The organism is Paenibacillus sp. FSL M7-0896 (assembly GCF_037975415.1).
GTDB lineage: Bacteria > Bacillota > Bacilli > Paenibacillales > Paenibacillaceae > Paenibacillus_AQ > Paenibacillus_AQ silagei.
In genome coordinates this window covers 6,512,960-6,531,562 of record NZ_CP150250.1, presented here as the reverse complement: position 1 = coordinate 6,531,562, position 18,603 = coordinate 6,512,960, and the positions used below count along the sequence as shown (strand labels likewise).

The window sequence follows — 18,603 nt, the reverse complement described above, 5'->3', positions numbered from 1 at the left end:
GTTAACGACTTGCGTGTAGATCCGAACAGTTTAGAACTGACAGAAAGAGTTGTACACATCAACCGTGTTGCAAAAGTTGTAAAAGGCGGACGCCGTTTCAGCTTTAGTGCACTTGTTGTTGTGGGCGACGGCAACGGCTACGTTGGTGCTGGTATCGGTAAAGCCGGCGAAGTTCCGGATGCCATCCGTAAAGGCATTGAAGACGCCAAGAAAAACCTGATCCACATTCCAATCGTAGGAACTTCGATTCCTCACCTGGTTACTGGACATTTCGGCGCAGGACGCGTTCTGCTGAAACCAGCATCCGAAGGTACCGGCGTTATCGCTGGTGGACCGGTTCGTGCGGTGCTTGAATTGGCAGGCGTTGGCGATATCTTGACAAAATCTTTGGGTTCTTCGAATTCCATGAACATGGTCAATGCTACTCTAGAGGGACTTTCCCGTCTGAAGCGCATTGAAGAGGTCGCGAAGCTTCGCGGCAAATCTGTCGAAGAATTACGCGGTTAAGGAGGGGAACGTCAATGGCTAAATTGCAAATTACCCTCGTACGCAGTGTAATTGGACGTCCAGAAACACAACGTGTTACTGTTAAGACGCTCGGCCTGCGCAAAACCAACTCGTCCGTGGTTCACAACGACACTCCTGCAATTCGCGGGATGATCAACAAAGTGAGCCACTTGCTGTCCGTTACTGAAATTGAAGGCTAATAAGCCTCGCATAAATTAACAAACATAAGGAGGTGCAAACGATGAAGTTACATGAACTTGCTCCAGCTCCTGGATCACGGAAAGAACGCAACCGCGTTGGTCGTGGACCAAGTAGCGGTAACGGTAAAACTTCGGGCCGTGGACACAAAGGTCAAAACTCCCGTTCCGGCGGTGGTGTACGTCCAGGCTTCGAGGGTGGACAAAACCCACTCTATCGTCGTCTGCCTAAACGTGGTTTCGTCAATCCTACCCGTAAAGAGTACGCGATTGTGAACCTGGAAGATCTGAATAGCTTTGCAGAAGGAACAGAAGTAACTCCTGAGCTTTTGCTTGAAACTGGTGTTGTCAGCAACACTAAGAGCGGCATCAAGATTCTCGGCAATGGTGAACTGGCTGTTAAATTGACTGTCAAAGCAAATAAGTTCTCTCAATCTGCGGTAGAGAAAATCGAAGCTGCCGGCGGTAAAACCGAGGTGATCTAATGTTCAAGACGCTTAAGAATATATGGCATGTTGAAGATTTGCGCAAAAAGATCCTGTTTACCCTGTTCGTTCTGATCATTTACCGCATCGGTTCGTTTGTACCGGTTCCCGGTGTGAACAAAGAAGTACTGGAATCAACAAATCAGGGCGGAGACGCTTTGATGGGTCTTTTGAACACCTTCTCGGGCGGAGCGCTCAAAAACTTCTCGATTTTTGCGATCAGCATTTACCCGTATATCACAGCATCCATCATCGTTCAATTGCTTTCGATGGATGTTGTCCCTAAGTTTGCCGAATGGGCTAAGCAAGGGGAACACGGGAAAAAGCAACTGGCGCAAATTACGCGTTACGGCACAGTAGTGCTAGGTTTGATCCAAGCGTTTGCCACATCTATCGGGTTTAACCGGATTTATGGCACTGAGATGATTCCAAATGCAACCTTTGCGGATTACCTGCTTATTGCGATCATATTGACGGCGGGTACATCGTTCTTGATGTGGTTAGGTGAGCAGATCACTGAAAAGGGTATAGGAAACGGGATTTCGATCCTGATTTTTGCGGGAATCGTCGCCGCCTTTCCGGGATATATCACCACTACGGCGCAATCAAGCTTCATTCAGCCGGGTCAGATGTTCCTGAATATTCTTAAAGTCGTTATTGTACTGATCGTGGTTGTTGCGATTATTGTCGGGGTGATCTTTGTTCAACAAGGTATCCGTAAAATCCCTGTACAATATGCCAAGCGCGTAGTCGGTAACAAAATGTACGGTGGACAGAATACGCACATTCCGCTTAAAATTAATGCGGCTGGTGTAATTCCTGTTATCTTCGCCGTTTCACTGCTTCAATTCCCGGTCGTTTTATCGAGCTTCTGGTCCACCCACGCTTGGGCTAAATGGGTCTCGGCCAATCTGGATCATACCAAGCCGCTCGGCATGCTGCTGTATGTAGTCATGATCATCGGATTCACGTTCTTCTATACGTTTGTCCAGATGAACCCGCAGCAAATGGCTGACAATATGAAAAAGAATGGCGGATACATTCCAGGTATACGTCCAGGTAAGGCTACTGAGAAATATCTGACTAGAGTTATGTCGCGTCTGACCATGTCCGGTGCGCTCTTCCTGTCATTAATCTCTGTACTGCCAGTATTATTTGGATCGTTGTCCGGGTTACCGAAGCAAGTGCAGATTGGTGGTACGGCACTGCTGATTGTAATTGGTGTTGCGCTGGATACCATGAAGCAGATCGAGAGCCAATTGATCAAACGCCATTACAAAGGCTTCATCAATAAATAGGCGATAGGTTCCGGAGAAGTACCTAAGGCTTTAAACTTCCCGGTACCTATTGTGCTGTTTCTTGCTTGGTGGCGAACTTTCGGGGGGAGAAGAGAATCGTGAACATATTATTCATGGGCCCTCCTGGGGCAGGCAAGGGAACACAAGCCGCTGTTGTTGTAAAAGAGTTGGGTATTCCTCATATTTCGACTGGTGATGCATTCCGCTTGGCTATTAAGCAAGGCACACCGGTTGGACTTAAGGCCAAATCTTATATTGATCAAGGGTTGCTTGTACCTGATGATGTGACTATTGGAATCGTCGAAGAACGGCTGCAGCAGTCCGATTGCGAAAAAGGTTTTTTATTGGATGGCTTTCCAAGAACCCTTTCGCAAGCGGAAGCGCTGGGAGAAATCCTCAGCCGGCTTGGAACTTCACTGGATCACGTTGTCAACTTGAATGTGGACCGCGGACTGCTGATGGCGCGTCTTACCGGACGCCGGATCTGCTCAGTATGCGGAACATCCTACCATTTAATTTTTAACCCGCCGAAGCAAGAAGGCGTCTGCGACATTGATGGCGGAGAATTGTATCAGCGTCCGGATGACAACGAAGAAAGTGTAGGCAAGCGTCTGGATGAGTACGATAACAAGACAGCGCCGCTGCTTGCATTTTATGACGATAAAGGTCTTGTGCGTCAGGTCAACGGAGAAAACGAAATCAATGTCGTTTCTTCTGAAATCGTATCTATGCTGCGGGGTTAATGTAATGATCATTTGCAAATCCGAACAGGAACTTGTCTTTATGAGGGAAGCTGGTCGAATTGTTGCCGAGAGTCACCGTCTTATTGCTGAAGCTATCCAGCCAGGCATTACTACCGGTGAGCTCGACAGAATCGCCGATGGGTACATTCGCAGTCAGGGTGCTGTGCCGTCTTTCAAAGGCTACAACGGTTTTCCTGCCAGCATTTGCGCTTCAGTCAACGAACAATTGGTGCACGGATTTCCAGGGAAACGCAAACTGGTAGAAGGCGACATCGTTACGCTGGATATCGGTGCAGAGTACCGTGGTTATCACGGTGATTCCGCCTGGACATACGGGGTGGGCAGCATTTCCGAAGAGGCTCAGCGTCTGCTGGACGTCACGGAAGGCTCCCTGTACGCTGGACTGGCGTTAGTCAAACCGGATGTGCGCTTGTTTACAATCTCCCATGCCATTCAGTCATACATTGAAGACGCCGGATTCTCCGTTGTCCGCGAGTATGTTGGTCATGGCATTGGGGCAGAACTGCATGAAGAACCGCAAATTCCGAACTATGGCATAGCGGACCGCGGACCACGTCTGAAGCCGGGTATGGTACTCGCCATTGAGCCGATGGTTAACGCTGGAGAACGTTATGTCAGAACGCTGGATGATAACTGGACGGTCGTTACGGTAGACGGTTCACTGTGCGCTCACTTCGAGCATACAGTAGCAGTTACACCGGACGGCATGGAAATTTTCACAAAACTGAATGCGTAGGTGATCTTCACGTGAATACTGGGAGCAGCCCGCAGGTTGGTCAAATCGTGAGAATTCTCAAAGGCAAGGATGCCGGAGAGGCTGCCGTTGTTATCGCAGTTGTGGATAGCAGATTTGTATATATTGCTGATGGGGACAAACGTAAGTTTGACAGCCCAAAGAAGAAGAATATTCAGCATTTGGAGCTCATACCCTTCATCAGCAGTGAGATTGTAGACAGTTTGGAAGAAACCGGCCGGGTCACCAACGGAAAGCTGCGGTTTGCAGTGATGAAGTATGGCCAGCCCGCTGGAAAAAGTGCTAATGAGAAAGGAGACTAACTGTGGCTAAGGAAGACGTCATTGAGGTAGAAGGAACGGTTATTGAGCCGTTGCCTAACGCAACTTTTAAGGTTGAGCTTGAGAACGGTCATCAAATACTTGCCCATGTGTCCGGGAAATTGCGGATGCACTTTATCCGTATCCTAACCGGAGACAAAGTGGTCGTGCAGTTATCGCCTTATGATTTATCAAAAGGCCGTATAACTTACCGTAAATAGATGGGAACTACAACAAAAGTTTTGCTTCGCAAAACTTTGAGGAGGTAATTAACATGAAGGTAAGACCTTCTGTAAAGCCCATTTGCGAAAAATGCAAAGTCATCCGCCGCAAAGGGACTGTTATGGTAATTTGCGAAAATCCGAAACACAAACAAAAACAAGGTTAAGAAGGGGGTGTAGCGTAAAATGGCTCGTATAGCTGGAGTGGATTTGCCACGTGATAAGCGCGTTGAGATCGCCTTGACTTATATTTTCGGAATCGGTAAAACGACTTCCCAGAAAATTCTTAATGAAACAGGCATTGACGTTAACACACGTGTCCGTGATTTGACGGAAGATGAAGTCAGCAAACTGCGTGAAACGATCGACAAAGAGGTTAAGGTTGAAGGTGACCTTCGTCGTGAAATTTCCTTGAATATTAAGCGTCTTACTGAGATCGGCTGTTACCGCGGTGTTCGTCACCGTCGTGGATTGCCTGTTCGCGGTCAACGTACCAAAACCAATGCTCGTACCCGTAAAGGCCCGCGTCGTACTGTAGCAAACAAAAAGAAATAAGAAGAGGTGATAAGAGACAATGGCTAAACCGAAAAAAGTCGTACGTACGAAACGTCGCGACCGGAAAAATATCGAGTCTGGCGTGGCACATATCCGTTCCACGTTCAATAACACTATCGTTACGATCACGGATCCCCACGGAAATGCAATTTCCTGGGCAAGCTCCGGCGGTCAAGGATTCAAAGGTTCCCGTAAATCGACTCCATTTGCAGCGCAAATGGCAGCCGAAACAGCTGCTAAGGCAGCTATGGAACACGGCATGAAGTCCGTTGAAGTTATGGTTAAAGGACCGGGCGCGGGCCGCGAAGCAGCCATCCGTTCCCTTCAGGCCGCTGGTCTTGAAGTAAACCTCATTAAAGACGTTACTCCAGTTCCTCACAATGGATGCCGTCCGCCGAAGCGTCGCCGCGTTTAGTACAATCAGAATTGTGATTGTGGTATAATTCTGACGCATCTGCTAATAATAGGTGTTTAGGCATACTACATGATACACCTGATGGGGTGACTGTTTCATATAGGAGCGACGTTTGAAGGAGGGGTACACTCGTGATAGAAATCGAAAAGCCGAAGATTGAGACCGTAGAAGCCAATGATGATGGGACCTATGGGAAATTCGTAGTTGAACCGCTGGAACGTGGATATGGCACGACTCTGGGGAACTCGCTTCGCCGGATCCTGCTTTCCTCCCTTCCGGGAGCCGCAGTGACTTCGGTCCAAATTGACGGCGTTCTGCATGAGTTCTCGACCGTTCCCGGCGTAATGGAAGATGTGACGGAAATCATCCTGAACCTTAAAGCTCTGTCTCTGAAGATTCATTCGGATGAAGAGAAAGTGTTCGAGATTGATGCTGAAGGAGAAGGCATCGTTACCGCGGGTGATATCCGTGCGGACAGCGATGTTGAGATCCTGAACCCGGATCTTCATATTGCAACGCTGGGACCTGGCGCGAGACTGCACATGCGCATTTTTGCAGGCCGTGGTCGCGGCTACGTCCAAGCGGACCGGAACAAACGCGACGATCAGCCAATTGGTGTAATTCCAGTTGACTCTATCTACACTCCTATTTCACGTGTGAATTACGGTATTGATAATACCCGTGTTGGTCAAGTGACTAACTACGACAAGTTGACGCTGGAAATTTGGACAGATGGCAGTATCCGACCGGAAGAAGCCGTTAGCCTTGGAGCCAAAATTTTGAACGAGCACCTCGTTCTGTTCGTAGGTCTTACGGATGAAGCGAAAGACGCCGAAATTATGGTTGAAAAAGAAGAAGACAAAAAAGAAAAAGTACTTGAGATGACGATCGAGGAGCTTGATCTTTCTGTCCGTTCCTACAACTGCCTCAAACGTGCCGGTATTAATACCGTGCAAGAGCTGACTACGAAAACAGAAGAAGATATGATGAAGGTTCGTAACCTGGGCCGCAAATCTTTGGAAGAGGTTCAAGAGAAGCTTGAGGAACTTGGTTTGGGACTTCGTACAGAAGAATAGGACCCCGGAGTTCTTGAGACTTGAGTGAAGGAGGGAAAACAAATGGCATACCAAAAATTGGGCCGTGATTCCAGCGCGCGTAAAGCTTTGTTCCGCGATATGGTAACGGATCTGTTCCTATACGAACGTATTCAGACAACAGAAGCCAAAGCGAAGGAAGTTCGTTCCATCGCTGAGAAACTGATCACTAAAGCGAAAAAGGGCGATCTTCATGCTCGCCGTCAAGTAGCTGCATTTGTTCGTCGTGAGACTGTAGATGGTGAACAAGATGCAATCCAAAAATTGTTCTCTGACATTGCTCCACGTTACACAGAGCGTCCAGGCGGATACACTCGTATCCTGAAGCTGGGACCTCGCCGTGGCGATGCTGCGCCTATGGTTTATCTTGAACTGGTAGACCGCGCGTAGTTTCACAAGCCATGATTTCCGGATGTACGCTTTACGTATTTAACGTTATTGTACTGCAGGGCATAGTACCCTGCCGTGCAAATAACCGCGGGAATCACCTTGTATAGAGTAGAAGGAGCTCCCGCCGGGGCTCTTTTTTTTGAGAATAAATTAAGTATATGGACCAACAGGAGAATGAAATGCGCAATCTATTGATGAAAGTCAATTATGACGGTACCCACTATGATGGCTTTCAGACCCAGCCTCAGGGCAATACGATTCAGGACAAGCTGGAGCATGCTATTCAGCATCTGACCGGTGAGACGCTCAAAATCACGGGCTCAGGACGGACTGATGCAGGGGTGCATGCTTATGGCCAACCTTTTAACTTCATAACCTCCTCACAGATTCCGCTGGAGCGCTGGTGTCTGGCGCTGAATGCCAGGCTGCCGCAGGATATCGTGGTTACTGAGGCTGCTGAGGTTCCGCTTTCGTTTCACTCCCGTAGAGGGGCGAAGCGTAAAACCTACCGCTACACGATTAACGGCAACCGGTTCCCGGATCCGTTCCAGCGGCGCTGGCAGCATCATCATCCGATGAAGCTGAACGTTCCTGCGATGGAGCTGGGGCTAAGCGCGCTGCTGGGTACCCATGATTACACCTCGTTTGCGTCCAGGAAGTCTACCAAGACTTCGCATGTGCGGACCATTTATGAGGCTTATCTTGAAGTAGACCGCAGCATGTGCCGCCCGGGCTCTCCTGACCAGGGAGTGATCCATACCTATATTACAGGCAGTGGCTTTTTGCAGCATATGGTACGCATTATAATGGGCACGCTGATGCAGGTGGGGCAAGGTAAAATCAGCGCAGATAGAATGCCTGTCATTCTTGCGGCTTGTGATCGTGCAGCGGCTGGACCTACGGCTGTGTCTAAGGGGCTAGCACTCTGGAGTGTGGAATATGACGAGATAGACGACTAAACGGCCGATACTATATTTTTTTATGAAAATAAGTACTGATTGTTTAAAAATCGCTTGCGCTTGTCATGTTTATACTGTAATATAAAAGTTGTGTTTTCTTGATGGCTATCCCACAGCCCCGATCAAGGAAATGCCAACAAATAAGTTTTTTTACTCACTAAATTGTAATTCAATCGCGAAACAAGATATACGAAACAGATGATTTTCGTACGAGAACAAGGAGGAAACATTCATGCGTACCACCTACATGGCGAAGCCGAACGAAGTTGAACGCAATTGGCACATCATTGATGCCGAAGGCAAAACACTTGGCCGTTTGGCAAGCGAAGCCGCTGCCCTGATCCGCGGCAAACACAAACCGCAATTCACTCCACACGTTGATACTGGTGATTTCGTAATTGTTATCAACGCTGAGAAGATTCACCTCACAGGTAAGAAAATGCAAAACAAGAAATACTACCGTCACTCGATGCACCCAGGTGGCTTGAAAGTTACCGTTGCGGAAGAACTGCTCAAGACCAAACCTGAGCGTATGATTGAATTCGCAGTTCATGGCATGATTCCTAAGACTCGTCAAGGTAATCACATGAAGCTGAGACTCAAAGTATATGCAGGCGCTGAACATCCACATGCAGCACAAAAACCTGAAGTTTACGAACTTCGCGGATAAGAATAAAGGAGGACAGTTTCATGGCACAAGTACAATACTATGGGACAGGTCGTCGTAAACATTCGGTAGCACGTGTTCGCCTTGTACCGGGTGAAGGACGCATTGTCATTAACAAACGTGAGATGGACGAATATTTCGGTGTTGAAACACTGAAAATGATCGTAAGACAACCTTTGAACCTGACTGAAACTCTGGGCAGCTACGATGTAATCGTACTTGCACATGGTGGCGGCATTTCCGGTCAAGCTGGCGCAATCCGTCACGGGATTTCCCGTGCATTGCTCAAAGTAGACCCTGAATATCGCGGTACGCTGAAGAAAGCCGGCTTCCTGACACGTGACCCACGTATGAAGGAACGTAAGAAATACGGCCTCAAAGCTGCTCGTCGCGCTCCACAGTTCTCGAAACGTTAAGAATCCCTTGTTCTCAAGGAAAAGAAGCTCCTGGCCTATTGGCCGGGAGCTTTGTTTTTGTTACCCCTCACAAAAATCTTCGCACCGTACTCTGATCCGCTTCAAAGATCTGTTCAACATCTCTCATTTGGAGTACAAAGTTTCGTTTGGATGAACCATACCGGTGTACAAGCTGGTGAAGCTGTAAGGTAAGCTGTCCATCGAAGCAGATCAGATCTCCCCTTGCGGCTGGCGCAAGTTCGAAATTCCTCAGGGCATCCAGCTCAATTTCGTGAAACCTCTCCTCTAAAGGAATCCTCCATTCAGTTCGTGTAGATAACGTGTGTTGATCAAGACAGACAATAAGCTGATCGGGGCCATCCAAAGTGCTGTGAGGATCATAATAGGCAAAGACTGCTGGCTGATCCGAAGCTTGGCACCATTCCTCTTCAGCTTGATAAAAGGCATACGGATGCTCTTTTCTCTTCTTAGGCCACATTTCTCCTTCATACTCCCGACGTAAGATTTGATCAAACCGGATTTTGGCCATATCTATGGGTACACCAAAGAGCTCTGAAATCTGCTGAACTGCAATAGAATATTCATCGGATAAACTGTAGGTTTGGAGCATAAAAAAGGGCATAGTGGCATAAAGAACGAATTTCTCGGCATCCTCCTCCTGAGCTTTGATGAAGGGGACAGGCATTACCGTCTGATTGCCAGCGTGTCTCAGGATGTGGCATAGCTCATGCAGAAAATCAAACCGCTGCTTCATAGGAGAATCCCGATTATCCAGAAGTATATAACGTACACCTAATGAGGACTCATAGGCACGGCTTGTCATCGGCGCATAATTAACAAGCACATCTAACTCCTCTGAAAGCTTAGGAATCGTGATGTCCTCTGGTTGCAGAATCGAATGTGTTATGTAGAGGTCCTCCACGAAATGTTCCAAATGTGTTTTTGTATAATGAATAAACATAATAAACCTCCAAAATAGAATGTATGTTCGCATATTTGGATATGCGGAATCAGCCCGTTGGCTGAAACCACGATTTGTTCTACTTTTTAATTGGTGTCTGAAGAATCGGCTTTTTTCTTTTCTTGGTCTTTGATAAATTGCCAGAAGGTTAACATTTCCCGCTTGCGCTCATCCGGTGCATCCAGATAATCCTTGAAAAATAGCCCATGCTCCGGATTGTTTAAAAAAGCTTCAAACTCAGACAGCTCAGATAATGACGAAGTGTCTTCTGCGCCTCCATTGGCCAGACGATCCAGTTCTTCGGTAGTGATACCTAAAGCACGGCAAACCTTAAGAACATTATCAACAGAAGCTCCTCCGACACCCCGCATTAGAATGGACCTCAGCGTAGTATAAGGAATTCCTGCCTTTTCTGAAAAAGCCTTGGTGTTCAGGCCGGTTTCCTCGATTAATCGCTTTAAGACTTCAGCCCGTTGCACACGCAGTCCTCCTCAAAATCATCAGTGTATACGCTACTTCGTATTCTTAAGTTTATTGTAAAAGGTTTGAATTCAAATGTAAATATGCATTTTCGTATTATTTCGGATATAAGGCTTGACACAATGCGGAATTGAGCATAATATGATTTAAAAATACGAAATTGAGTATATTTAAAATTATTTTCGATAAGGGGGAATAAACATGTGGTGTATAGAGCAGGAGGATTTGGAACTTCTGGATTCGAATTGTGTGCAAAAACTGCTTCCGGAATATCAAATTTCTTTAAAGAGTGTAGAGCAATTATACAGAAATGCAGATGCGGATGATAAGAAGGTAATCGCCGGAATGGTCAGTGACTGCAAGTATGTGATTGAGTGGCTGAGCAGCGGCCGGCGGCCGGGGAACAAGCGGGGGATTGAACGGCGTGCGGGATATGAGCGGGAAATTCTGTTAGAGCCGGTTCGCATGCAGAACTTTACCGCCGGGTTCAATGCGGTTCCTTCTGAAGGACTCACTGAGGATCAATGTTTTCAATTGGAATATGTATTGGGGCTGTTAAGCAGAAGGGAGCGGGAGTGCTATATGCTGGCTAACGGTGAAGGATTCTCGCATGTTGCTATTGCTGGAATGCTCATGATTTCGGCAGGCAGTGTAAGTGAGTACATCCAGCGGGCACAAAAAAAGATCAGCTCCGTAATGGAGGAGTATAGGTCCCTTATCTAACAAAGTGAGCTTATTATAAATAATTAAATGGGTTTGTCTAGTGAAAGCCCCTAATAAATAGAAGGGAGGTTAACTAACGTAAATAAGGAGGGCGACAGTGACCATCACATTATTAATTTTGGCCATTCAAAAGTTTCTGCAAAAGGAGTTGGCTGATGATACGCAGCCCGTGCCCCCAGTGCAGCTTGGATATCTTTCACCGAATACAAGCGTAAATCCGGTATATCCGGTAATTATGATTCGGCCTGCTGAGGGTGAAGGAGATTCTGGCCAAGGGCAAATTCAAATGAAGCTTCAATTTGGTACTTATTCTGAAGATGACACAGGCCTGGTTGAGCTGCTTAATCTGATGGAGCGGGTACGTATCCTGCTATTGCGCCAGAGAGTTCTTGAACAGAAATTCAGTTTGGAGGCCAGTTGGACATGGAAGCTTGACGAAGAGCACCCTTCAGCAGTCTGGAGGGGCGAACTTACAACAACCTGGGCATTGCCCCAAATTCGACAGGAGGTAGTATTGTGAATTCTATTGAAAATGAAGACCAGAAACAAACCCAGCGGGAGACGATCCGGATTTATCTGGGGCCTAACCTGCGTGGCGGTCAACTGCTGCAATCCACCGTATTCCGTTCAGGTATTCCATCTTATTTAACGCCGTTAATGGCTGAACAGCCGGATGTGGCAGAACTGATTGTACCTGTTGATGAAATGACGGAAGTGCAGGAGCGCATCCTTCAAGCGGGTACCGCTGAATATACAGTCTATCAAAGGCTTCTAGGGAAGGGGAACTAATCAATGGCATTTAAACATGGTGTAAGCATTATTGAACAATCAACTTCGGTTCTGGCTCCGGCAAAAGCAACAAGCGGTATTCCTTTTGCAGTAGGTACGGCTCCGCTCCATCTGGCGACGAAGGCTGTACCCGTTAATACTCCCGTGCTTGTGAATAACTACGCGGAAGCCGTTGCGGCTCTAGGATATAGTGAAGACTGGTCAAAATACACGCTGAGTGAGTTAGTATATTCTCATTTTGCCTTGTACGAGAGAGCTCCAATGATCCTGGTCAATGTGCTTGACCCGGCTATCCATAAGACAACGGTTGCTCCTGAAACGGTGGCAGTCAGTAACCGGCTGGCAACCGTGCAGACCGAAGGCGTGCTGCTGTCAACGCTGGTTGTTAAATCTTCAGATGGCACTTCCACTTATGTGTCCGGTACGGATTACACAGCTGCTTTTGATGAGAATGGTCATGTATTGATTACAACGAAGTCTTCTGGAGCCATTGCAGCAAGTGCAGATCAGCTATCTGTGGGATATGACAAACTGAATCCCGGTGCTGTAGAAGCTGAGGATATCATTGGAGGTGTAACCGCTTCGGGTGAATACACTGGTTTTGAACTGGTTCATCAGGCTTACCCGCGTTTCGGGATCCTTCCGGATCTGCTGCTGGCCCCGGGCTGGTCGCATTTGCCTGCGGTTGCCGCAGTGATGAAGGCGAAGGCCGGAAATATTAACGGGAATTTCAAAGCGATTGCCCTGACGGATATTGATCCATCCCGATCATATACAGATGCCGGTACTTGGAAAGCTAACAATAGCTACACGGGTGCTCTGCAAATTGCCACCTATCCGATGCTGACGCTTGGGGATAAAAAATATCATTTCTCCACTCAGCTTGCCGGCCTTATTGCTGCGGCGGATGCCGATAATGGCGGTATCCCTTTTGTATCGCCTTCAAATAAGCCTCTGCAAGCGGATGGTACTACACAATCTGATGGGACAAGCCAATTCCTCGGAATTGACCAGGCCAGCTTCCTGAATAGTGCAGGCATTGTAACAGCACTTAATTTGGGAACAAGCGGCTGGAAGAGCTGGGGGAACAACACCGCTGCTTATCCGGGTGTAACCGATCCTAAAGATAGCTTTATTCCGGTCCGCCGGATGTTCAACTGGATCGGAAACAGTCTCATTCTGACCTATATGCAGAAGGTGGATGACCCGATGAACAAACGGCTGGTAGCTGCGGTTACGGATTCAGTCAATATCTGGCTGAACGGCCTGACAGCATCGGGGGCTCTGCTGGGCGGTCGGGTAGAATTCAATGAATCCGAGAATCCGGTGACAGATCTGATGGCCGGTAAAATTACATTCCATCTGCATCTTACGCCGCCTGGACCGGCACAGGAGATTTCCTTCCTGCTTGAATACGACACAACATACTTGGCTGCGCTGGTAGCGTAGAAGGAGGAGCAATAATGCCAAAAAGATCAGAACGGGTTATTGATTATTCGGTGTACTTGAATGCCGTCGATTACTTGGGAACAGCAACCGCGACTCTGCCGGAAATTACTTACCTGGTAGATACCATCAAAGGGGGCGGGATTGCCGGAGAAATGGCGGCGCCTTCTCCAGGGTATACGGGAGCGATGAGTCTGGCGCTTAAATGGCGCACGATTGAGAGTGCAGCAGCCTCTCTACTGGCACCGAAGGTCCACACGTTGGATCTGCGTGCTTCCATTCAGACGTTCGATACCGCAACAAGTGAATACCGCGAGGTACCGTTTAAGGTTACTGTCCGGGCGAGACCGCTCGGCTTGACACTCGGTAATCTGGAGACTGGAGCAGCAATGGATACTACCAACAACTTCTCGGTTAACTATCTGAAGGTCACCCTGGATGGTGTTCAGGTACTGGAAATTGATAAGTATAACTACATTCATAAAGTATACGAAGTGGATTACCTTGCGGCTACTAAACAGAATCTTGGTCTATAAGGAGAGAGCACGATGGGAACAAAAGAATTGGAGGAGACCGGAGCGGAAGTATACACTTTCGCCCGGCCCGTCAACTTTGAGGGCGATACGTTTGAAAGCCTGAGTATTGATTTTGATAAGTTAACCGGCGAGGACATTCTCACCTGTGACCGGCAGTATCAGATGGAATCTGCCCGTCAATCTGGCGGGGAATTGATTAAAGAGACCAATAAAGCTTATCAGGCTTATATTGTGGCCAGGGCTGCTGGTGTTCATGTGGGGCTGATCAAAGCTCTGCCCGCTAAGGATTTCACAAAACTTACCTTACAGGCACAAAGTTTTTTGCTGCTGTAGGCTGCGGAGACGGCGATGGGATCAAAGACATCGCCGTCTCTTTGGCCATGCTTACCCACACTCCAATCCCCTATTTTCTCAGCCTGCCTGTTGAGGAACTGGGGGATTGGGCAGAGCGGGTGGCGAGAATTAAAGGAGGGAGGTAACTTATGGCAGGTTCAGGTTCAGGCAATCCAAGCAGCATCAGTGAGCTTATTGTCCGGTTGAATGTATTGGTGAATCCAAATGTTCCCCGCTCTGTCGAGGAAGTGGAACAGCAAATTAAGGATTTGGAAGACGTGCTTAAGGGGCTGGCCAGGGCGGGCTACTTCGATCAACTGCGCGGAGATGCTGAGGACGCTGGCGACGAAGCCGAACAACTCGGTGACAAACTTAAGGCTGCTTTCGAAAAAGTGGATTTCTCCATGCTGACTAAAGCGGTTGAACCCCTAAAAGCGGTCTGGACGGCTGTAAATGATTCTGCCGGGGCAATGGCGCAGCTTCAGGCATCAACCGGATTAACCGCCGCTGAGATGAGCGAAATGAAAGAAATCTCCGATAGCCTGTACAGTCAGAATTACGGTAAAAACTTCGAAGATATCGGTGAGGCGGTTGGAACGGTACAGCAAGTTCTGGGCCAAACCGGAGATGAGCTGGAGAAGACCACCCAGACGGCTATGACGTATCGCGATGTTTTTAAGGGGGATATATCAGACTCAGTACAAGCCGTTGACGCGATGATGCAAAAGTTCGGCATCTCTTCAGAGCAGGCCTATAATCTGATGGCCCAAGGTGCGCAGAAGGGGATGAATACATCCGGCGGGCTTCTAAGTGCTGTAGAGAAGTATAGCGCTGACTTCAAGAAGATGGGGTATTCTGCTGACGAGATGTTTGAGTTGTTGAGCTCTGGCATGGACAATGGTGGGAATTCCCTTGAGGGCCTTGCCGGGGTTGTGAAGAAATTCAGCTCAACAGTGAAAGAGGGCTCAGATTCCACAAAGGCCGCCGTCTATGAGCTGTTTGCACCTGAGCAGCTGAACCAATTCAGTGCTGCACTTGTAAGCGGCGGAACGAAGTCGAAGGAATTCGGCGAATTGGTGAAAGTGGCCGGGAAGAATGGAGCTGTTGCCCTGGTCAAGGATTTGAAGGCGGGTGGAGACTCGGCGAGCAAGGCCATGCTTCAACTGCGCAAGACAATGGGCAGCGGGGATGAAATCTTCAAAGGGCTGGCAGATGGGTCTATGACCGGTAAGGATGCCATGAATCAGGTGATTGGCAAATTAAAAGCAATTAAAGATCCGGTTCATCAAGCGGCCCTTGCCAGCGCTATATTCGGGGCTCAGTTTGAGGACATCGGAAACAAAGCGGTGTTGTCCCTGGGGCAGACGCGGCATCAGTTTGATATGACCCGGCAGACGATGGATGAAGTGTCTGCGATTAAGGACAATACGCTAACCGAGCAGTTTTCAGCCATAGGGCGGGAGTTGATGTCCGGTCTTGTGGTTCCTTTGGGAGAGAGCGTGATGCCGGCACTTCAGGGGCTGACTAGCTGGGCGTCAGACAACAAAGAAGTGCTGATGGTCATCGGTCTCGCTGTTCCTGCTGCGATGCTGGCCACAAAAACAGTGAAGATTGTTCAGGGGTTCTCCACGATCATTAAGGCGGCCAGCGCGGCCAGCGGAGCGGCTGGAGGATTTGCAGGTGCACTGGGATTGCTGACGAATCCCGTAGGTCTCGCTGTTGCCGGTGTCGGACTGGTCACGGCCGGTGTCATCGCCTTCAAAAAGCATCAGGAGGATGCGCGCCAGGAGCTTTTGAATATGGGGGATGTGCTGGGTGAATCATATGCTAATTATTCAGCGATTGAGGAGGCTAATTCCAAAACCCAGAATCTAATCACTGAGCATGACCGATTGACAGGGAAGATTAAGGATGCAAGAACTCCAGCTGATGAATTGTTAGAAGCCAGACGAAAACTGAAGGATGTAGAGCAAACACTTATCGATATGAATCCTAATATTTTGTCTGCTGAAGGCTCCAAGAATGATAAATTCCGAGAACAGATGGGTCTTGTCGGAGATATTGCCAAAGCCCGAGAAGAAATGGGACGTCGTGAACTAGAACATGAGGCCCTTACTGCACAAGCCAAATTGCCTGAATTGGAGAATAATTATTCAGAGCTGACTCAGAATCTTAAAGATCAAAGTGCCGCCTATGAGGAGATGAAGGTAAAGTATAGGGACTACGTCGTGCTTATGGAGGAGTACAACGAAATAGAATATAGTGATCTCGATCCTAATCAAAAAGGCGAGAAGTTTTTAGCTTTTTCTAAAAAAGCAAGCCAAGTGACTGGGAAAGATTATACAATAATAGATCACTTTGAAGATGACTATTTTAAAATGGAGGAATCCATTAATAAGAAGAACAACCAACTTAAGAAAACAGATAGTGATAGGAAAGAGGCAGAAGATGGTCTGGTCAATTATTATAATACTCAGAAAAAAATAATTGAACTTGATCTTGGTGGTACCTTGCAAGAGCAAGCAGCCAAGTACAAGGATATGTCTGTTGCTGAACAAGATCGATTTAGGCAGGCTCTGGATAAGGTGATGCTTCTTAACGCTGCGCTTGATAAGCTGCCTGCTGAAATGAAAGTGAATTTGCAGCTTATTTGGGAGCAGATAGGGAAAGTTCCGAATGCTACTGGAGTTCCAGGGGGAGAAGGCAAAGAAGGTGTCAAACCGAAAGTGAAACCATACCACCCGCTCTATGGTGGGCCAAGCATTGCAGAATACGCTGAAGGCGGTATCGCATATGTGCCCTCTATTTTTGGTGAGGCTGGCCCTGAAATCGCTATTCCCTTAAACCGCAAGCCCCGGTCGAGGTCTTTGCTTGAGAAGGCAAATGATTTAATGGGGTATAATAATAATTCCGTTAACAATGGGGATATCCATGTAACCTGGGCGCCTAGTGTAACCCTTCAGGGTGGCGATAAATCTGTAGCTGAACAGGTACGGGAGGCTTTAAGGCAGTCTGAGGACGGATTCGAACGCCGGTTCAAGTCGATGCTAGTGCAACAGAGGCGGGTGAGCTTCCAATGATCTATAGAACGGTACAAGGCGATATGTGGGATGGGATTGCTTTTAAAATCTATGGAGATGCCCGTTTCCTGACGCTGCTCCTGAATGCTAATCCGGCACATGCTGCTGTCAGTGTATTCTCAGGCAATATTGTACTGAATGTACCGGAGCTGCCCTCCGACATATCCAATTCACTGCCTCCCTGGCGAAGGGAGTGACGCTGATGGAACTTATGCAGGATGCACGCAGAGCGGTACTCGAGCTGCGCTATAACGGAAAGGACGTTACGCAGGATATCACTAAATCGCTGATAGACTTTCAGTATAATGATGCTGCCTCGGGTTCGTTAGATGATCTTACAGTTACGCTTGAGGACAGGGAGCGCAACTGGCAGGGGCCTTGGTCACCGGTTGAAGGCGATCAATTGGTTGCTGCGATACGGACGGTCAACTGGGACAAGCCGGGTGAAGTCAAGAAGCTGCCGCTGGGCACCTTTGAGGTAGACAGTATTGATTTTAGCGGTCCTCCTGACACGATCTCAATTAAGGCGGTCTCGCTTCCCGTGACCTCCGAGGTTCGGATGCAGCGCAGCTCACGCAGCTGGGAGAAAACCAATCTGAAAACAGTAGCCGCCCAAGTGGCCAAACGCGCGAAGCTCAAATTAATCTACGAGGCACAGGACAACCCCTTTTATGATCGGCTGGAGCAGTCGGAGGTGTCGGACTTGGCCTTTTTGCTGAATACAGCTACGCAAGAAGGTATCGCAATTAAAGTATCATCTGGAAGCCTGGTGCTTTTTGATGAACAAGAATATGAACAAAAAGAAGCAGTGGTCACAATTGTGCGCGGGGAGGCCAATGTGACGGATTACAGCTTCGCTTACAATACGGCCTATGCAACTTTCCGGGCATGTACAGTGACTTATACTCCCTCTCAGGGCAAAGAGCCCTTGAAGGCCACGTATACCCCTCAAGGCGCGCCTAAGAGCGGTCCAATTCTTAAGATTAATGAACAGGTCGACTCGCAAGCAGATGCTATGCGGCTGGCCCGTAAAAGGCTCCGGGAAAAGAATAAAGAGGGCGGCAAAAGTACTCTCTCGCTTATGGGAGATCTAAGGATGGCCGCGGGACTCACGATCAATATCAAAGGCTGGAAGCGGTTTGACGGCAAATACATTATTGAATCGGCAAGGCACTCAATTGGAAGCAGCGGATATACAACCAGTCTGGACATTCGTAAAGTATTGGGGTGGTGA

Annotated in this window: 27 protein-coding genes; 25 read left to right on the top strand and 2 right to left on the bottom strand. The window is 48.1% G+C overall.

All coding sequences use genetic code 11. The annotated features are described in order from the left end of the window. Positions 1 to 9 precede the first annotated feature (9 nt). The 16 genes from rpsE to rpsI all read left to right on the top strand — a co-directional run bounded on the left by rpsE (position 10) and on the right by rpsI (position 9,021). The gene (rpsE, locus tag MKY12_RS28255; RefSeq protein WP_036652980.1) at positions 10 to 507 is read left to right on the top strand and encodes a 30S ribosomal protein S5; all 498 of its coding nucleotides are present in this window, start codon (positions 10 to 12) and stop codon (positions 505 to 507) included. A gap of 14 nt (positions 508 to 521) precedes the next feature. Then, positions 522 to 707, top strand: coding sequence for a 50S ribosomal protein L30 (gene rpmD, locus MKY12_RS28250; RefSeq protein ID WP_019908243.1), 186 nt, complete (start codon positions 522 to 524; stop codon positions 705 to 707). 41 nt (positions 708 to 748) lie between these two features. Then, positions 749 to 1,189 carry a 50S ribosomal protein L15 gene (gene rplO, locus MKY12_RS28245; protein ID WP_036692409.1) on the top strand — a complete coding sequence of 147 codons (441 nt, stop codon included), beginning with the start codon at positions 749 to 751 and terminating at the stop codon, positions 1,187 to 1,189. Then, entirely contained in the window at positions 1,189 to 2,487 is a 1,299-nt protein-coding gene (gene secY / locus MKY12_RS28240) for a preprotein translocase subunit SecY (protein WP_036721825.1), read from the top strand. Before rplO ends, secY begins: the two co-directional genes overlap by 1 nt. 98 nt (positions 2,488 to 2,585) lie before the next feature. After that, on the top strand, positions 2,586 to 3,230 hold the full coding sequence (locus MKY12_RS28235) for an adenylate kinase (RefSeq protein ID WP_036721823.1): 645 nt from the start codon (positions 2,586 to 2,588) through the stop codon (positions 3,228 to 3,230). 4 nt (positions 3,231 to 3,234) lie between these two features. Then, on the top strand, positions 3,235 to 3,987 hold the full coding sequence (gene map, locus MKY12_RS28230) for a type I methionyl aminopeptidase (RefSeq protein WP_036721822.1): 753 nt from the start codon (positions 3,235 to 3,237) through the stop codon (positions 3,985 to 3,987). A gap of 11 nt (positions 3,988 to 3,998) precedes the next feature. Continuing rightward, positions 3,999 to 4,307, top strand: a complete 309-nt coding sequence (locus MKY12_RS28225) for a KOW domain-containing RNA-binding protein (RefSeq protein WP_036721819.1) — start codon at positions 3,999 to 4,001, stop codon at positions 4,305 to 4,307. A 2-nt stretch (positions 4,308 to 4,309) separates the two neighbouring features. Beyond that, on the top strand, positions 4,310 to 4,525 hold the full coding sequence (infA, locus tag MKY12_RS28220; protein ID WP_018753971.1) for a translation initiation factor IF-1: 216 nt from the start codon (positions 4,310 to 4,312) through the stop codon (positions 4,523 to 4,525). A gap of 53 nt (positions 4,526 to 4,578) precedes the next feature. After that, a complete protein-coding gene (rpmJ, locus tag MKY12_RS28215) occupies positions 4,579 to 4,692 on the top strand; it encodes a 50S ribosomal protein L36 (RefSeq protein WP_003322638.1) in 114 nt (37 codons plus the stop codon). Positions 4,693 to 4,711: 19 nt separating this feature from the next. Beyond that, positions 4,712 to 5,080, top strand: coding sequence for a 30S ribosomal protein S13 (rpsM, locus tag MKY12_RS28210; RefSeq protein WP_036721817.1), 369 nt, complete (start codon positions 4,712 to 4,714; stop codon positions 5,078 to 5,080). Between the two features lie 19 nt (positions 5,081 to 5,099). Further along, a complete protein-coding gene (gene rpsK, locus MKY12_RS28205; protein ID WP_020427052.1) occupies positions 5,100 to 5,495 on the top strand; it encodes a 30S ribosomal protein S11 in 396 nt (131 codons plus the stop codon). 131 nt (positions 5,496 to 5,626) lie between these two features. Further along, on the top strand, positions 5,627 to 6,571 hold the full coding sequence (locus MKY12_RS28200) for a DNA-directed RNA polymerase subunit alpha (protein ID WP_036692422.1): 945 nt from the start codon (positions 5,627 to 5,629) through the stop codon (positions 6,569 to 6,571). Between the two features lie 42 nt (positions 6,572 to 6,613). Further along, a complete protein-coding gene (rplQ, locus tag MKY12_RS28195; protein ID WP_019908254.1) occupies positions 6,614 to 6,979 on the top strand; it encodes a 50S ribosomal protein L17 in 366 nt (121 codons plus the stop codon). A 179-nt stretch (positions 6,980 to 7,158) separates the two neighbouring features. Continuing rightward, the gene (gene truA, locus MKY12_RS28190) at positions 7,159 to 7,938 is read left to right on the top strand and encodes a tRNA pseudouridine(38-40) synthase TruA (protein WP_036721814.1); all 780 of its coding nucleotides are present in this window, start codon (positions 7,159 to 7,161) and stop codon (positions 7,936 to 7,938) included. 232 nt (positions 7,939 to 8,170) lie between these two features. Continuing rightward, positions 8,171 to 8,608, top strand: a complete 438-nt coding sequence (rplM, locus tag MKY12_RS28185; protein WP_036721811.1) for a 50S ribosomal protein L13 — start codon at positions 8,171 to 8,173, stop codon at positions 8,606 to 8,608. 20 nt (positions 8,609 to 8,628) lie between these two features. After that, the gene (gene rpsI, locus MKY12_RS28180) at positions 8,629 to 9,021 is read left to right on the top strand and encodes a 30S ribosomal protein S9 (RefSeq protein ID WP_036692433.1); all 393 of its coding nucleotides are present in this window, start codon (positions 8,629 to 8,631) and stop codon (positions 9,019 to 9,021) included. A 67-nt stretch (positions 9,022 to 9,088) separates the two neighbouring features. Here rpsI and MKY12_RS28175 read toward each other — a convergent pair whose 3' ends face one another. After that, on the bottom strand, positions 9,089 to 9,982 hold the full coding sequence (locus tag MKY12_RS28175) for an ImmA/IrrE family metallo-endopeptidase (RefSeq protein WP_339311758.1): 894 nt from the start codon (positions 9,980 to 9,982) through the stop codon (positions 9,089 to 9,091). A gap of 86 nt (positions 9,983 to 10,068) precedes the next feature. After that, positions 10,069 to 10,461, bottom strand: a complete 393-nt coding sequence (locus MKY12_RS28170; protein ID WP_339311756.1) for a helix-turn-helix transcriptional regulator — start codon at positions 10,459 to 10,461, stop codon at positions 10,069 to 10,071. 250 nt (positions 10,462 to 10,711) lie between these two features. Between MKY12_RS28170 and MKY12_RS28165 the strand changes: the two genes are divergently transcribed. From MKY12_RS28165 to MKY12_RS28125, 9 genes are all read left to right on the top strand, one after another. After that, complete coding sequence (locus MKY12_RS28165) at positions 10,712 to 11,185, top strand: sigma factor-like helix-turn-helix DNA-binding protein (RefSeq protein ID WP_036721921.1); 474 nt, start codon at positions 10,712 to 10,714, stop codon at positions 11,183 to 11,185. Positions 11,186 to 11,282: 97 nt separating this feature from the next. Continuing rightward, on the top strand, positions 11,283 to 11,705 hold the full coding sequence (locus tag MKY12_RS28160; RefSeq protein ID WP_051477758.1) for a hypothetical protein: 423 nt from the start codon (positions 11,283 to 11,285) through the stop codon (positions 11,703 to 11,705). Next, positions 11,702 to 11,974: a hypothetical protein gene (locus MKY12_RS28155; protein WP_036721808.1), complete on the top strand. Its 273-nt coding sequence runs from the start codon at positions 11,702 to 11,704 to the stop codon at positions 11,972 to 11,974. The genes MKY12_RS28160 and MKY12_RS28155 overlap by 4 nt, the downstream gene beginning before the upstream one ends. 3 nt (positions 11,975 to 11,977) lie before the next feature. Then, positions 11,978 to 13,423 carry a phage tail sheath family protein gene (locus MKY12_RS28150; RefSeq protein ID WP_339311753.1) on the top strand — a complete coding sequence of 482 codons (1,446 nt, stop codon included), beginning with the start codon at positions 11,978 to 11,980 and terminating at the stop codon, positions 13,421 to 13,423. A gap of 14 nt (positions 13,424 to 13,437) precedes the next feature. Further along, on the top strand, positions 13,438 to 13,956 hold the full coding sequence (locus MKY12_RS28145; protein ID WP_209878874.1) for a phage major tail tube protein: 519 nt from the start codon (positions 13,438 to 13,440) through the stop codon (positions 13,954 to 13,956). A 12-nt stretch (positions 13,957 to 13,968) separates the two neighbouring features. Beyond that, positions 13,969 to 14,289 carry a phage tail assembly protein gene (locus MKY12_RS28140; RefSeq protein ID WP_051477757.1) on the top strand — a complete coding sequence of 107 codons (321 nt, stop codon included), beginning with the start codon at positions 13,969 to 13,971 and terminating at the stop codon, positions 14,287 to 14,289. Positions 14,290 to 14,438: 149 nt separating this feature from the next. Then, complete coding sequence (locus MKY12_RS28135) at positions 14,439 to 17,369, top strand: phage tail tape measure protein (RefSeq protein WP_339311752.1); 2,931 nt, start codon at positions 14,439 to 14,441, stop codon at positions 17,367 to 17,369. Continuing rightward, positions 17,366 to 17,566 carry a tail protein X gene (locus MKY12_RS28130; RefSeq protein WP_339311750.1) on the top strand — a complete coding sequence of 67 codons (201 nt, stop codon included), beginning with the start codon at positions 17,366 to 17,368 and terminating at the stop codon, positions 17,564 to 17,566. Before MKY12_RS28135 ends, MKY12_RS28130 begins: the two co-directional genes overlap by 4 nt. Before the next feature lie 5 nt (positions 17,567 to 17,571). Further along, entirely contained in the window at positions 17,572 to 18,603 is a 1,032-nt protein-coding gene (locus MKY12_RS28125; protein ID WP_339311749.1) for a contractile injection system protein, VgrG/Pvc8 family, read from the top strand.